The following is a 12,561-nucleotide window of genomic DNA, read 5'->3' as shown; positions in this document are numbered from 1 at the left end:
AGTGGGCGGATCGCGACGGTCCGGGCGTTATTCGGCGACGACGATGTAGAAGGTGACGGCCGCGAGGAACGGGCCGCGGGCGAGGTGGTCCAGCCAGCGCCGCGCCTGCTCCGCGGTGAAGTATCCGGCGGCCACGGCGCGCTGGGTGGTGCGTTCGAGGCCGAGCACCTTGTCGGCGGCCTGCACGTCCCGGAACACCGGGGTCACCGGGATCACGGTGGGCACGGAGAACCCGGCGTCGGTCGCGAGCCGGGCGAGTCGCCTGCCGATCCCCGCGTTCTTGATCACCTTCTCGGCCACATGACGGGTGTAGGCGAGCGAGAGGTCGTCGTCGGGGTGATCGATGGCCAGGGTGTTCCAGTCGGGCTCGCCCATGACCAGCCGTCCGCCCGGCCGCAGCACCCGGCGCATCTCGTCGAGCGCCCGGACCGGGTCGGCGACGTGTTGCAGCACCCGGTCGGTACGGGCCCGGTCGGCGGTACCGTCCGTCAGCGGCAGGTCGTGGGCGTCGCCGAGGCAGATGTTCACCGTGGTCCGGCCGGCGGTGCGCTCGCGTGCGGCGTCGATCATCTTCTGGTCGCGGTCGACGCCGATCACCGCTCCATCGGGAGTCACCGCCTCGGCGAGCGACGCGAGGTCGGTGCCGGGGCCGCAGCCGATGTCCAGGACCGTCTGCCCGGCCCGGACGTCGAGTTCGTCGAGCATGCGCCGCTTGTAGGAGCGGCCCAGGTCGGTCACGGCGAGCCGGTCGAGGTAGGAGACGCGGTCCGGCGTGGTCGCTTCGAACGCTGATGAGCTCACGGAGACCAGTCAACCAGCCGGCTCGAGACTCGCCGAAAATGGCGTGATGGGGAGTGTAGTAAGCGATCAGCCCGAGAACGCTGGTTCGTGAAATCTTCGAACTATGAGCGTGACAACCCGTCAGCCCACACTTGTCATCGTCAGCGGCCCACCCGGAACGGGCAAGACGACTCTCGCGCATGCGATCGCACGGGCGGTGGGCTGTCCGGCGATCTGCCGGGACGAGATCAAGGAAGGCATGGCGCATGCCGTTCCCGGATTCACGGCAGGTCCGGGCGACGAGTTGAGCGCACGGACGCTGCCGGCGTTCTTCGGTGTTCTGGAGTTCCTGTTGAACGCAGGGGTGACCGTGGTCGCGGAGGCCGCGTTCCAGGACCGGTTGTGGCGGCCCGGGCTGGAACCGCTCCACGGCCTGGCGCGCCTGCGCGTCGTGCACTGCCTCGTCGACGCGGACGTCGCGTTCTCCCGGAAGGTACGGCGCTGGGAGGAGAATCCACTGCGCCGCGCACACGAGGGCACCCGGCCGGAGAACGCCGCGATGCGGGCACAGCGGCACAACGCGTTCGACCGGGTTTCGGTGGACGCCCCCTGGATCGAGGTCGACACGACGGACGGCTACGCCCCCGGCCTCGACGAGATCGTGGCATTCGTCAACGGCTGAGGCTCGAGTTCGGCGGAGGTCTCAGCTCACCAGGCCGTTGCGGTAGGCGTAGACCACCGCCTGCACGCGGTCCCGCAGGTCGAGCTTGGTGAGGATGCGCGACACGTACGTCTTGACGGTCTCGTGGCTGATCACCAACCGCGCGGCGATCTCGCCGTTGGACAGGCCGTCGGCGATGAGGCGCAGGACCTCCAGCTCGCGCGGGGTCAGCGCGATGTCGTCCGGTGCGGTCTCGGCGGGGCGGATCCGCGCGGCGTACCTGCCGACGAGCTGCCGCGTCACCTCGGGTGCCAGCAGCGCGGCGCCGGTCGCGACGGTACGGATGCCGTGCAGCAGCTGCGCCGGTGGCGCGTCCTTGAGCAGGAACCCGCTCGCCCCCGCGCGCAGCGCCTCGTACACGTACTCGTCCAGGTTGAACGTCGTCACCACGAGCACCTTGACGGGATGCTCCACCTCGGCGCCGGCCAGCAGGCGGGTCGCCTCGATGCCATCGAGCACCGGCATTCGTACGTCCATCACCACGATGTCCGGGTTGAGCCGGCGGGCGAGGTCGACCGCGGCGCGACCGTCCCCGCACTCGCCCACCACTTCCAGGTCGGGTTGCGCGTCGATGATCGTGGCGAACCCGGTGCGGATCAGGGCCTGGTCGTCGCAGACCAGGACCCGGACCGGCGCGGTCACGAGGGGCTCCCCGCGGGGATGCGCGCGCGTACGACGAAGCCGCCGTTCGCCTGCCGGTGGGCGCTGAACTCGCCGCCCAAGGCGTCGACCCGCTCGCGGAGCCCGGCGAGACCTCGCCCGCTCCCGCCGGGAGAACCGCTCCGCGCACCGGAACCGTCGGTGCCGACCTCCACCGTGATCTCCTTCTCGTGATAGCGCACGTGAACCGAAGTGCGGCTGCCGTGTGCGTACTTGAGCGCGTTGGTCAGTGCTTCCTGCACCACCCGGTAGGCCACGAACTCGGCGCTGCCGGCCGACTCCGCCGGCCCGCCCTCCTCGGTGAACTCCACCGGCGTTCCACCGCCGTCACAGGTCCGGGACCCGCCGGAAGTCGATCACTGGGCGAGCGTAGCGGTCGGCGTCGTCCGCGCACCGCGCCGTCGAGGCACCAGGTTGCCGCGCCGGTGAGCCAGCCACAGGAACGCGATCGTCACCAGCACACCGAACACGACCGCGTACGGGCTCGCCTCCGGCCCGAACCTGCCACCGGTGATCAGGCCCGGGCCCGAGGTCATGCCGTGCGGCAGCCCCTGGGTCTTTCCGCTGCCGGAGACCTCGGTGCCGAAGATGCCGGCCTCCGCGGAGTTCCAGCCGAAGTGCAGGCCGATCGGCACCCACAGGTTGCGGGTGGCGGCGTACGCGGCGCTCGGACCACCGCACCGTCCAGGCGTACACGAACACCGCGAGCACGGCCGTCGCGAGACCCAGGACCAGGCACAGAAGCGCATTGTCCTGTACCGCGCTCACGAGCTGCCCGCCGACGAAGGCGACCACCACTACGGGCACGAGTTGCTTCAACAACCGCATGACGGCTCCCGTGTGAGATTCCGTTGGGATCCCGCGGCCGGGGCGCCGCGGCGACGTCGAGAACGCTAGGGATTCGACGGCCTGGAATCGTCACCGCGCGGTGGACACTCTCAGGTAGCTCGCACGGGGGATGGTTCGGTGCGGCGTTCTGGCGGAGGATGGGGACGTGATCGGTGACCGCTGGGGCGTGAGCGAGAGCGAGACCCTGCGCTCGTATCCCTGCGACGACTTCGTCACCTCACCCGTGCTGCAGGCGTGGCGGGGCGTACGGGTCGAGGCGCCCGCCGAAGCGGTGTGGCCGTGGGTCGTGCAGGTACGGCTCGCCCCGTACTCCTACGACTGGATCGACAACCTCGGCCGCCGCTCACCGCGGGAGCCGGTGGACCTTCCGGAGCCGCGGGTCGGCGACCGGTTCACCACCGCCGCCGGCGGGCGTGAGCTGGGCCGGATCGTCTCGGTCGATCCCGGGAGACAGCTGACCGCCACCATCATGGGCGCCTTCATGTCCTACGTCGTCGTGCCCGAGGAGCAGGACACGACGCGCCTGCTGCTCAAGGTCGTCATGCGGACCGCCCGCTGGGCGGCACCCGGACTGTCCGTCGGCGACCTGATCATGGCTCGCCGGCAGCTGCTGAACCTGAAGCGACTCGCCGAGCGCCACCGGCGCTGATCGGGCTCATTCGGTGGGGAAGCGCTGCACCCAACGGCGCTGCCAGGGGGTCTCGACGGCCCGATGATGGTGGTGCTCGCGGGTCCAGGCGACCGCGTCCCGCCGGTCGAGACCGGCCAGCACGGCCAGGCACGCGATGACGGTACCGGTGCGGCCGACACCGCCTCCGCAGGCGACCTCCACCGCGGCGCCCGCCCTGGCCCGCTGATGCAGCGCGCGGATCCGCCGGACGGCCTCGTCGCGGTCGCGGGGCAGCAGGAAGTCGGGCCAGTCGATCCATTCGTACGGCCACCGCAGCCCGCTCTCGTGGCGGCGGATGAGCCGCGTGGAGCCGAGGTAGAGACCGAAGTCGGGTACGCGCCCCGCCGGCAGTGGATGACGCAGGCCACGACCGCGCACCCACGAACCGTCGGGGAGCTGGAAGCCACCCGTGAGCGGCGCGCCGTCGTGCCCGTCTGTCGTGTCGGCCATGCCGCTCAGCATGACAGCGAGAGGCTCCCCGGCGGTCGATCAGTCCCGGTCGGGCGTCGGGTTCTTGCGTCGCGCCAGGAGCAGGGTCGGGACGAGCGCCAGTACGGCGAGACCGAGCGCCCAGGCGAACGCGTGATGGAAGGCACCGGACGGTTCGTGCGTCGCGGCGAGCCGATGTTGGAGGATGATCGCGAGCACCACGGTGCCGAACGATCCGCCGACCTGCTGGAAGATCCGGCTGGCGCTGGTGGCCGCGGCCATCTGCTCGGCGGACAGCTCGCGGTACGTGGCGGTCATCGCCGTCATCAGCACGGCTCCGATGCCCGCACCGCTCACGAACAGGGCCGTGCCGAGGAGCAGCTGGCTGGTGTGCGGGCCCGCGAGGGCGTACGGGATCGTCCCGACAGTGACCATGGCCATTCCGGTCAGGGTGAGGGATCGCTCGGCGCCGGTCCGGTCGATCAGCTTGCCGACGAACAGCAGGCCCAGGGCCGAGCCCAGCGCGCGGGGCGCCAGCAGCAACCCGGCGTGCAGCACACTGGCGCCACACGACTGCTGGTAGTAGAGCGGCACGAGGAACATCGTCCCGAACAGCGACCCGCCCAGCAGGAACAGCAGGGTGGAGGCCGCGCTGAAGGACCGGATCCGGAACAGCCGTAGGTCGATGACGGGCGTGATCCGGGCGCGTAGCGCGTGGACCACGTAGGCCACCAGGAGGGCCACGCCATGATAGCGAGAGCGACCGGCACCGCGCCGCCGGTGAGGCTGCCACGGTTGCCGGCCTCGGAGAGGCCGTACATGAGGGCGGCCAGCGCGGGCGACAGCAGGAGGAGACCGAGCCCGTCCAACCGGGCGGTGGCCTGACGCGGGCCGTCGGCCGGCACCGTCCACCACGCCATGAGCAGGCCGAACAGGCAGATCGGAATGTTGATGTAGAACGCCCAGCGCCAGCTCAGTTCGTCGATCAGCAGGCCGCCGATCACCGGGCCGAAGGCGGGCGCGAAGCTCCCCGGGACGGCCACGAAGACCATGGCCCGGCCCATTCGCTCGCGTCCCGCCGCCTGGGCGAGGATCGTGCGGGCCAGAGGCAGCAACATCCCACCGCCGAGGCCCTGGAGCACCCGGAAGGTGACCAGGCTGCCGACCGACCACGCCGCGGCGCACAGCACCGAGCCGCCCAGGAACGTCGCCAGCGAGAACAACCACATCCGGCGGGCCCCGAAACGCTCGATCGACCAGCCGGTGAGCGGGATGACCATCGACAGGGCCAGCAGGTAAGCCGTATTGACCCACTGGATCGACGTCACCGGCGCGTCGAAGTGCCGGGCGAGGGGCGCGATCGCGACGTTGGTGATCGTCGTGTCCATGCCCGAGGCGGCCGAGCCGAGCATGAGGGTCAGCGCCAGCCTGATCAGCGCGGGATCGAGGCGGTCGGACGGGGGCGCCTGAGATTCGGGCCTCCCGCGCCGGCGCGACTGAGGAGCGGAGCGAGTCATGGCGAGCCTCCATAAGACTAGACGGTTCAGTTCCGTTCCGGGGGACTAGACTGAACCGTCTCGTCTAGCAAGTGATAGAGTGCGGCCATGCCTCAGCCGACAGCGCCGCCCGGCCGGTCCGCCGCCAAGCACGAGGCGATCCTGCGTGCGGCGACCGAGGTGTTCCTGCGAGACGGCTATGCGCGAGCGAGCGTGGACGCCATCGCCGCCACGGCCGGCGTGGGCAAGCAGACCGTGTACGGGCACTTCGGCGACAAGGAACGCCTGTTCCTCGCCGTCGTCGCGGAGGCGCGCAAGGCGACGGGCGTGGCCCCCGAGGACCTGGGCACGCTCGTCCCCGACACCGGCGATGCGCGCGCCGACCTGCAGAGCGCGGGCGAGCGGCTGCTACGGGCCATACTCGCCCCCGAGAACATGGCCCTGCACCGGCTGACCATCGCGGAGCTGACCCACCATCCGGAGCTGCAACGGTCCTGGCGCGACGACGGCAACAGCCAGGCCATCAGCGATGCGATCGCCACCTACCTGACCGAACGCGACCGTCGCGGAGACCTCGCCGTACCCGACCCGCCGCTGGCCGCGCGCCAGTTCATCATGCTGCTCAGCACCGAGGGGCAGGTGCGCTCGCTGCGCGGCGTACAGACTCTCGCCGAAGACGAGATCCGAGAGATCGCCCGCCAGACCACCGACCTGATCGTCCGAGCCCACCGACCGTCCTGAGCCTGGTCACCGGCGAACAGGGCACCGCTGAGGCGGACCCGGAGTCGTGACCTCCTGTGCCCGGCCATGCCCCCGGACGGTCGGAAGTCGCCTCCAACCTGAGGTTTCGTCTACTCTCCTGCCGATGGACGACTCCCCCTGTTTCTGTCTCCTCTGCTCGCCGCCTCCGGAGGGGCCGGCCTGGGAGGAGCGCGACAGCCGCATCGCCAAGAGCGTCACCGATGCCGGCTGGCACGTCATGGGAGTCGACGGCGGCGACGCGCCCGCCGACTGGGCCTACTCCATCGGCCTCTGGCACACGTTGCGCAGCCCCGAGGTCTGCGTCTTCGGCCTGCCCGTACGGGTCGGGATGCCGGTGGTGAACTCCGCCGGCGCGGGGATCCGCGACGGCCTCCCCCTCGAACCGGACCAGCGCAGGGACGACGTCCTGAACAACTACGAAGTGGCCGTTCGCCCCGTGCACTCCAGCTGGTACTACGACTTCTTCGGCGCCGGCCTCGACTTCTACCAGGTCCCTCCGCTGCCGGTCACGCAACTGTTCTGGCCGGACAAGTCCGGACGCTTCCCCTGGGAGGACGGGGTGGACGACTACTGCCGCACCTGCCAACCGCTGCTGTGGATCCCCAAGGGAGAGACCGAAGGCCCATGGTCCCGACTCGACTGAACGGTCAACCGCGCACCTGGTGTTCCACGCGGTGACGGATGTACTCGTCCGGATGCGCACGGGCGATCGCCACCGCCGCGTCCACGAGGTCATGCAGTTCCGGAGGGTACGCCGACCGCCACAGCGGGAGTCCGGGAAGAACACAACGCCGCACGTCCAGGTGCTCGTTGCGCACGAATTCCCGGAGCGCGGCCTCGTACCACTCCCTCACCAGGACCGACCTGTCATCGGCTTCTGCCGGGCCTCCGGTACGGGCGTCTTCTGCTCGTACGTTATGGAGCCGCAGCGGTAGAGCCGACCAGTACCAGGCCCGCGCGGCCCCGGCCCGTTCCACGTCGGTGCCCGTTCGCAGCCGGTCGATGAGCGCGGAGCGGACACGCCGACGCCCGAACGCGTTCAGAGCGGGCTCGACGAACTGACGGTTGAAGCTCGGATCCGGGTCGTGGACGGCCGCCTTGATGAGTACGTCGAAGGCGGCGTCGGACAGCGTCAGACCCTGCCGGCAGGCAGCTCGGAGCGCCGCCCGTACCAGGTGATCCCAGCGCCGCCGGTCATCGGGATCCGGCTCGGGCACGGCACCGATCTGGATCACATCGACGACGTCGGCCAGGCATCGCAGGAACGGTTCGCGTCCGTCTTCGGTTCGGCCTGGCAGTGCCATGAATCCCTGCACGGCTCCCGCCCGGTCCTTCGCGGCTGCTTCGTCGTCGTCCGCGCTCACGTTGGTCTCTCATCGTCGGTGGCGCGGCCCCTGATCGCGGCCTCGATCCGCAGCCCCACCCCTGCGATGACGAGGAGGATCGAGGCGAGCTCGACCTGTACCCGAGGCGAGAGGACGTCCAGCAACAGCAGAACCCCGGACACCAACAGGGCGAGATTGCCTGCGGTCGCGGCAGGGGATCCGACTCGGCTCTCTGAACCCATCTGGTCAGTAGACCACGACCGGCGAACGTTCAGCGGATGTGTTCCAGCGACGCCTCATCGACGATGTTCCGGTAGTAACAGGTAGGTCGTGGCGCGCCCGAGGGCGACTGAGTGTGGCAGGCCCCGCCTGTCGTCCGGCGTACGACGTAGAGAAGAGAGTTCTGTTCGCAGTTGACGCGGATGTCGACCAGCGCCAACGTGTCGCCGGAGGTCGCGCCCTTCCGCCAGCTCAAGCGTGGTGTCCAAACGCGGCGGATCCCGTCGGTGAGCGTCTGCGCCGGGGCGTCCTTGACGATGAACCCCTGAACGTGGACCTTCAACGCCCGAAGGAGGTCGCCGGGCTGGCTGAGGCCGGTGAATTTCACGGGCCGGTCGGCGGGCGGGCGTCGCTGTCAGCGGGAAGCGCGCCGCGCGTCACCGTGCCCGGATGCCGTCGAGGATGAGCGAGATGACGTCCGCGGACTCCGCCTCGATCTCGGGGGAGTGCCACTCCTCGGCGTGCGTCGGATCGTGGAAGCGGCTGGTCGCGTTCAAGATGGCTCGCGCGATCACGTCCGGCTCACCCGCAGCGAAGTCGCCACTGGCGATGCCGTCGACGACGATGGCGCCGATCTGGGCGAGCAAGAAGGCGACATGGCCGGAGGACACGGTGCTGTGCTCCGCCGCCAGCACCCGGAAGGTGGCGAAGAGCTCCGGGTCCTCCCTCGCCTTCGCCCATTTCATGGCGAACATGGTGGTGAGCAGGCCGCGCAACCGGTCGGGCGGGGCCAGTGCGGAGTCCTGAACCGCCGCGGCGAAATCCTCACGCACCCCGTCGAGCCAGCGGCGGATCACGGCCTCGCGCAGTGCGGCCTTGGACGGAAAATGTCGGTACACGCTCCCGTGGCTGACTCCCAGCAGCCGCGCGACATCGAGCACCGTGCTCTTTTCCGGACCGTGGCGGCGTAGCACCTCCTCGGTGGCCGACACGATCCTCTCCGCGTCGAGAGGCTCTCCGCGCATCAGATCTCCCTCTGTGTCGTCAGACCTCCGCAGCCAGGAACGTACGTCAACGAACTGACGGATGTCAAATTCTGTCATCGTGTTATCTGGATGACAAATATCGACATCTGTCATCTCCACTATGTATCGTGTGGCCGCAACGCCAGCAGGCACTGACAAGGAGGCACGCTCATCAGCACCCCAACTGCTTCACTCGCCGGCCGTACGGTGGCCCGGGTCGGCTACGGCGCGGCCCAGCTCCCCCGCCTGCACGACCGCCGCGGCGAGGCCGTCGCGCTGTTGCGCCGCGCGGTCGAGCTGGGCGTGAATCACGTGGACACCGCCGAGTTCTACGGCTTCGGCTTCGCCAACGCCGTGATCCGCGAAGCTCTGCGCCCCGAAGACGGTGTTCTGGTCGTCACCAAGGTCGGCGCCGATCCCAACCCGGGCGGGCGGCTGCCGCTGCGGGCCGCACAGCGGCCGGAGCAGCTGCGGGCCAGCGTCGAGGACAACCTGCGCAGCCTCGGCGTCGACCAGCTCCCCGTGGTCAACCTCCGGCGCCTCGACTCCGGTCCGGGGCTGCGCCCCGAGGGCTACCAGGTGGTCGATCTCGACGACCAGCTCGCGGTCATGACCTCGCTGCGCGACGAGGGCAAGATCGGCGCGATCGGCCTGAGCAGCGTCACCATCGACGGCCTGCGCCGCGCCCTGCCGGCCGGCATCGTCTGCGTGCAGAACGCGTACAGCCTTGTTTCCCGTGACGACGAGGACATGCTGCGGCTGTGCGCGGCCGAGGGCATCGCGTGGGTGCCGTTCTTCCCGCTCGGCGGGGCCTTTCCGGGCCTGCCGAAGGTCACCGAGGAGCCGGCCGTCCACGCCGTGGCGGAGTCGCTGGGCGTCACGCCCTCCCAGGTCGGCCTCGCCTGGCTGCTGCACCACGCCCCGCACGTGCTGCTCATCCCCGGCACGGCCGACCCCGCCCACCTGGAGGCCAACATGGCGGTCGGCGAGCTGACCTTCGACGATGCGACCCGCGACACCCTCGACGCGGTCGAGTCCCGCTCCAACGAAGTCACGCTCGGCTGACGGCACGACAAGGACGGTTCATGAAGGCGATCACCTACCGCGACAACGGCGGCCCCGGCGTGCTTCAGCTCGTCGACCGTGACGTGCCCGTGCCGGGCCCCGGCGAGGTGCGCGTCCGGGTCGCCGTGTCCGGGGTCAATCCGACCGACTGGCAGGCCCGCTCCGGCGCCACCGGCCCGAAGGCGTTCCCAGAGGTCACGCCGCACCTGGACGGCGCCGGAGTGATCGACGCCCTCGGTGAGGGGGTCGACCGGAGCCGGCTCGGTGAGCGGGTCTGGCTGTTCCTGGCCGCCGCCGGGCGGCCCACCGGCACCGCCGCGGAGTTCACCGTCGTGCCCGCCGAGCAGGCCGTACCGCTCCCCGACGAGGCCGGTTTCGACATCGGCGCCTCACTCGGCGTCCCCGCGCTCACCGCGCACCGCGCGCTCACCGTCGCCGAGGACGGGCCGCGTCGTCTGCGGCCCGGCGCGCTCGACGGCCGGGTGGTGCTCGCCGCGGGTGGCGCCGGGGCGGTCGGGCACGCGGTGATCCAGCTCGCCCGGTGGGCCGGTGCCACCGTGATCAGCACGGTCAGCGGCCCGGAGAAGGCCCGGCTGGCCACGGCCGCCGGCGCCCACCACGTGATCAACTATCGCGAGGGCGACCCGGCCGCCGAGATCCGCGAGATCGTCCCCGACGGCGTCGACATCGTCGCCGAGGTGGCCCTCGGCGCGAACCTCGCACTGGACCTGGCCGTGCTGCGAACACGCGGCACGATCTCCACCTACGCCAACGACGGCGGCAAGCCGGTCGAACTCGCCGTACCGCAGAGCATGGTGCTGAACGCACGCTTGCAGTTCCTGGTGCTCTACACGGCCGGGTCCGAGGCGCGTGCCGCGGCCGCCGAGGACGTCGCCGCCGCGGTCCGCGACGGCGCCCTGCCGGTCGGCGAGGAGCACGGCCTGCCGCTGGTCCGCTTTCCGCTCAGCCGCACCGCCGACGCGCACCGGGCGGTGGAGAGCGGCACGGTCGGCAAGGTCCTGGTGGACGTGACGTGGTGACGTCCAGCCGGCCACCGCACGAGTCGCCGGACGGCACCGTCGGCGCAGGTCGAAGATCGCAGCCGATCTAATCTGACCTCGTGGTCGGCTTTCTGATCCTCCAGGCCTTTCTAGGCATCGTCGTGCTGGGCGTGTTCGCCCTAATCCTGCCCGGCTTCGTGGAAGCGATACGCGATCGCAAGCCCGGTACGGCCTTCGGCAGTCTGGTCATCATGCTTGCCATCGCGGGAATCGGCTGGGGAATCTTCACGGTCGCTTCGCGCTACAAAGAGATCGTCCCCACCCGGGTCGACCGCGCCCGCGCGGTGAACTGCACAGCCGACATCCTCAGGGCGCGGGACTCGCGTTCCCGGCTCAACGGCGATTCCGTCTACCGCTTCCACGTGCGGGTAAGCACTCCCGGGAAAGCCCCGTACGAGACCGACAGTACGGCCGCGGTGTCCCCACTGGTCGCCGGAGGCATCGGTGCGGGCCGGACCGGATACGCATGCCGCGCCGATCGCGACCACCCCAAGAAGGTGGAGATCCTCTGGGACCACCCGATGCCCTGACCGCCGAGAGTCGAGCAGGGTTGTCGTCCGATCGCCAATGGCCTGTTAATAGCCCGGGTTCGGCACGTGCGAAGCAGACAGGCCTCCTCGCTCATAGGCGACGAGGTCGGCCGCCGCGGCCAACCGCTCAACGGCTTCGGCGGTCCAGGCGCCGTCAACGATCATGACGACGTGGTCTATCCCCAACTCGGCGAAGGCCGCGCAGCGCTCGGCGACCGCTGTCGGGGTTTCGCCGGCCTCCAGGCGGCTGCTCACGGTCTTTTCGATCTCACCGAACGGACGACCCACGGCCTGGCAGTGCCCGGCGAGCACCGCGAGTTTGCGTCGCAGGAGGTCCCCCTGCCCGGGAATGTCGAACAGGTTGCAGGCATCGGCATAGGTCGCCACCAGACGTAGCGTCTTCTTCTCGCCGGCGCCTCCCACCACGATCGGCGGATGCGGACGGCGCAACGAGTTCGGCCGATTCGTGGGATGTTCCAGCCGGTAGTGCACGCCCTCGAACGGTGCTTCCACACCGGACCACATCTGCCGGGCCAGCCGTAGCGTCTCCTCCAGCCGCTCGAACCGTTCCGCGATCGGCGGCAGCGGCAGTCCCATCGCCCGCGCCTCGGTCTCGTTGTGGCCGGCGCCGACCCCGAACCATGCTCGGCCACCCGACAGCACGTCGAGGCTGGTGACAGCCTTGATCAGCAGGCTCGGCGGCCGAAAGGTCACCGCTGAGACCATGACACCGAGGCGGACACGCTCGGTCCGGGCCGCCAGGAACCCCAGGGCGGTGTAGGCCTCGAGCATGTCGTCGCCCGTTGTGTCATACGGATTGGCCTGGATCAGGTGATCTCCCACCCACACCGTGTCGATACCGGACTCGTCGGCCGCGCGTGCCACATCCAGCAGCGAACGGCCGATGGATTCCGGGCCGGCAGGAGAGGTGAAGTTCCCGATATTGATGCTGAACCGCATGGATCCAGC

Annotated in this window: 19 protein-coding genes and 1 pseudogene; 8 read left to right on the top strand and 12 right to left on the bottom strand. The window is 70.1% G+C overall.

Annotated features, from left to right (window positions below; all coding sequences use genetic code 11):
- Positions 1-27: 27 nt before the first annotated feature.
- Positions 28-801: a methyltransferase domain-containing protein gene (locus QSK37_RS23905; RefSeq protein ID WP_285625051.1), complete on the bottom strand. Its 774-nt coding sequence runs from the start codon at positions 799-801 to the stop codon at positions 28-30.
- A 103-nt stretch (positions 802-904) separates the two neighbouring features.
- Between QSK37_RS23905 and QSK37_RS23900 the strand changes: the two genes are divergently transcribed.
- A complete protein-coding gene (locus tag QSK37_RS23900) occupies positions 905-1,462 on the top strand; it encodes a P-loop nucleotide/nucleoside kinase family protein (protein WP_285625049.1) in 558 nt (185 codons plus the stop codon).
- Between the two features lie 21 nt (positions 1,463-1,483).
- On the opposite strand, the gene QSK37_RS23895 is transcribed toward QSK37_RS23900, so the two are convergent.
- The 3 genes from QSK37_RS23895 to QSK37_RS23885 are packed head-to-tail and all read right to left on the bottom strand — an operon-like array spanning position 1,484 to position 2,796.
- Positions 1,484-2,143, bottom strand: coding sequence for a response regulator (locus QSK37_RS23895; RefSeq protein WP_285625046.1), 660 nt, complete (start codon positions 2,141-2,143; stop codon positions 1,484-1,486).
- Positions 2,140-2,472 carry an ATP-binding protein gene (locus tag QSK37_RS23890; protein ID WP_432705593.1) on the bottom strand — a complete coding sequence of 111 codons (333 nt, stop codon included), beginning with the start codon at positions 2,470-2,472 and terminating at the stop codon, positions 2,140-2,142. Before QSK37_RS23890 ends, QSK37_RS23895 begins: the two co-directional genes overlap by 4 nt.
- Before the next feature lie 45 nt (positions 2,473-2,517).
- A complete protein-coding gene (locus QSK37_RS23885; RefSeq protein ID WP_285625044.1) occupies positions 2,518-2,796 on the bottom strand; it encodes a hypothetical protein in 279 nt (92 codons plus the stop codon).
- 359 nt (positions 2,797-3,155) lie between these two features.
- On the opposite strand from QSK37_RS23885, the gene QSK37_RS23880 reads away from it, so the two are divergent.
- A complete protein-coding gene (locus QSK37_RS23880; protein WP_285582811.1) occupies positions 3,156-3,659 on the top strand; it encodes a hypothetical protein in 504 nt (167 codons plus the stop codon).
- Positions 3,660-3,665: 6 nt separating this feature from the next.
- Here the strand turns inward: QSK37_RS23880 and QSK37_RS23875 are convergent, their stop codons facing one another.
- The 3 genes and pseudogenes from QSK37_RS23875 to QSK37_RS51790 all read right to left on the bottom strand — a co-directional run.
- The gene (locus QSK37_RS23875) at positions 3,666-4,130 is read right to left on the bottom strand and encodes a protein-tyrosine phosphatase family protein (protein WP_285625042.1); all 465 of its coding nucleotides are present in this window, start codon (positions 4,128-4,130) and stop codon (positions 3,666-3,668) included.
- 39 nt (positions 4,131-4,169) lie between these two features.
- Positions 4,170-4,853, bottom strand: a complete 684-nt coding sequence (locus QSK37_RS23870) for an MFS transporter (protein ID WP_285625039.1) — start codon at positions 4,851-4,853, stop codon at positions 4,170-4,172.
- Between the two features lie 200 nt (positions 4,854-5,053).
- A pseudogene (locus QSK37_RS51790) lies at positions 5,054-5,470 on the bottom strand (MFS transporter); the annotation flags it as partial.
- Here QSK37_RS51790 and QSK37_RS23860 point away from each other — a divergent pair.
- The 3 genes from QSK37_RS23860 (at position 5,415) to QSK37_RS23850 (ending at position 7,010) form a co-directional block, all read left to right on the top strand.
- On the top strand, positions 5,415-5,579 hold the full coding sequence (locus tag QSK37_RS23860; RefSeq protein WP_285625035.1) for a hypothetical protein: 165 nt from the start codon (positions 5,415-5,417) through the stop codon (positions 5,577-5,579). The pseudogene QSK37_RS51790 and the gene QSK37_RS23860 sit on opposite strands and share 56 nt — an antisense overlap.
- 134 nt (positions 5,580-5,713) lie before the next feature.
- A complete protein-coding gene (locus QSK37_RS23855; RefSeq protein WP_285625032.1) occupies positions 5,714-6,346 on the top strand; it encodes a TetR/AcrR family transcriptional regulator in 633 nt (210 codons plus the stop codon).
- A 124-nt stretch (positions 6,347-6,470) separates the two neighbouring features.
- Positions 6,471-7,010, top strand: coding sequence for a DUF4262 domain-containing protein (locus QSK37_RS23850; protein ID WP_285625029.1), 540 nt, complete (start codon positions 6,471-6,473; stop codon positions 7,008-7,010).
- Positions 7,011-7,014: 4 nt separating this feature from the next.
- Here the strand turns inward: QSK37_RS23850 and QSK37_RS23845 are convergent, their stop codons facing one another.
- From QSK37_RS23845 to QSK37_RS23830, 4 genes are all read right to left on the bottom strand, one after another.
- On the bottom strand, positions 7,015-7,731 hold the full coding sequence (locus QSK37_RS23845; protein ID WP_285625026.1) for a hypothetical protein: 717 nt from the start codon (positions 7,729-7,731) through the stop codon (positions 7,015-7,017).
- Positions 7,728-7,877 (bottom strand): hypothetical protein, encoded by a 150-nt coding sequence (locus QSK37_RS23840; protein WP_285625023.1) that lies wholly within the window; start codon positions 7,875-7,877, stop codon positions 7,728-7,730. Before QSK37_RS23840 ends, QSK37_RS23845 begins: the two co-directional genes overlap by 4 nt.
- Positions 7,878-7,963: 86 nt before the next feature.
- Positions 7,964-8,299, bottom strand: a complete 336-nt coding sequence (locus QSK37_RS23835) for a phosphoribosyl-AMP cyclohydrolase (RefSeq protein WP_285625021.1) — start codon at positions 8,297-8,299, stop codon at positions 7,964-7,966.
- Between the two features lie 49 nt (positions 8,300-8,348).
- The gene (locus QSK37_RS23830; RefSeq protein WP_285625019.1) at positions 8,349-9,050 is read right to left on the bottom strand and encodes a TetR/AcrR family transcriptional regulator; all 702 of its coding nucleotides are present in this window, start codon (positions 9,048-9,050) and stop codon (positions 8,349-8,351) included.
- 93 nt (positions 9,051-9,143) lie between these two features.
- Here QSK37_RS23830 and QSK37_RS23825 point away from each other — a divergent pair, with 93 nt between their 5' ends.
- From QSK37_RS23825 to QSK37_RS23815, 3 genes are all read left to right on the top strand, one after another.
- Entirely contained in the window at positions 9,144-10,001 is an 858-nt protein-coding gene (locus QSK37_RS23825) for an aldo/keto reductase (RefSeq protein ID WP_285625016.1), read from the top strand.
- A gap of 20 nt (positions 10,002-10,021) precedes the next feature.
- Positions 10,022-11,041, top strand: a complete 1,020-nt coding sequence (locus QSK37_RS23820) for an NADPH:quinone reductase (RefSeq protein ID WP_285625013.1) — start codon at positions 10,022-10,024, stop codon at positions 11,039-11,041.
- Between the two features lie 80 nt (positions 11,042-11,121).
- Positions 11,122-11,592, top strand: coding sequence for a hypothetical protein (locus QSK37_RS23815; protein ID WP_285582831.1), 471 nt, complete (start codon positions 11,122-11,124; stop codon positions 11,590-11,592).
- Positions 11,593-11,637: 45 nt separating this feature from the next.
- On the opposite strand, the gene QSK37_RS23810 is transcribed toward QSK37_RS23815, so the two are convergent.
- The gene (locus QSK37_RS23810) at positions 11,638-12,552 is read right to left on the bottom strand and encodes an LLM class F420-dependent oxidoreductase (RefSeq protein ID WP_285625010.1); all 915 of its coding nucleotides are present in this window, start codon (positions 12,550-12,552) and stop codon (positions 11,638-11,640) included.
- Positions 12,553-12,561 lie beyond the last annotated feature (9 nt).

This window comes from Actinoallomurus iriomotensis (assembly GCF_030269445.1).
Classification (GTDB): Bacteria; Actinomycetota; Actinomycetes; order Streptosporangiales; family Streptosporangiaceae; genus Actinoallomurus; species Actinoallomurus iriomotensis.
The sequence above is the reverse complement of the archived record's forward strand: the minus strand, read 5'-3'. Positions and strand labels throughout refer to the sequence as shown.

What these genes read in the sequence shown, in the direction of transcription:
- QSK37_RS23900 (WP_285625049.1), top strand. Translation starts at nt 905, where the DNA reads ATGAGCGTGACAACCCGTCAGCCCACACTTGTCATCGTCAGCGGCCCA.
- QSK37_RS23875 (WP_285625042.1), bottom strand. Translation starts at nt 4,130, where the DNA reads ATGGCCGACACGACAGACGGGCACGACGGCGCGCCGCTCACGGGTGGC.
- QSK37_RS23855 (WP_285625032.1), top strand. Translation starts at nt 5,714, where the DNA reads ATGCCTCAGCCGACAGCGCCGCCCGGCCGGTCCGCCGCCAAGCACGAG.
- QSK37_RS23850 (WP_285625029.1), top strand. Translation starts at nt 6,471, where the DNA reads ATGGACGACTCCCCCTGTTTCTGTCTCCTCTGCTCGCCGCCTCCGGAG.
- QSK37_RS23830 (WP_285625019.1), bottom strand. Translation starts at nt 9,050, where the DNA reads ATGACAGATGTCGATATTTGTCATCCAGATAACACGATGACAGAATTT.
- QSK37_RS23820 (WP_285625013.1), top strand. Translation starts at nt 10,022, where the DNA reads ATGAAGGCGATCACCTACCGCGACAACGGCGGCCCCGGCGTGCTTCAG.
- QSK37_RS23810 (WP_285625010.1), bottom strand. Translation starts at nt 12,552, where the DNA reads ATGCGGTTCAGCATCAATATCGGGAACTTCACCTCTCCTGCCGGCCCG.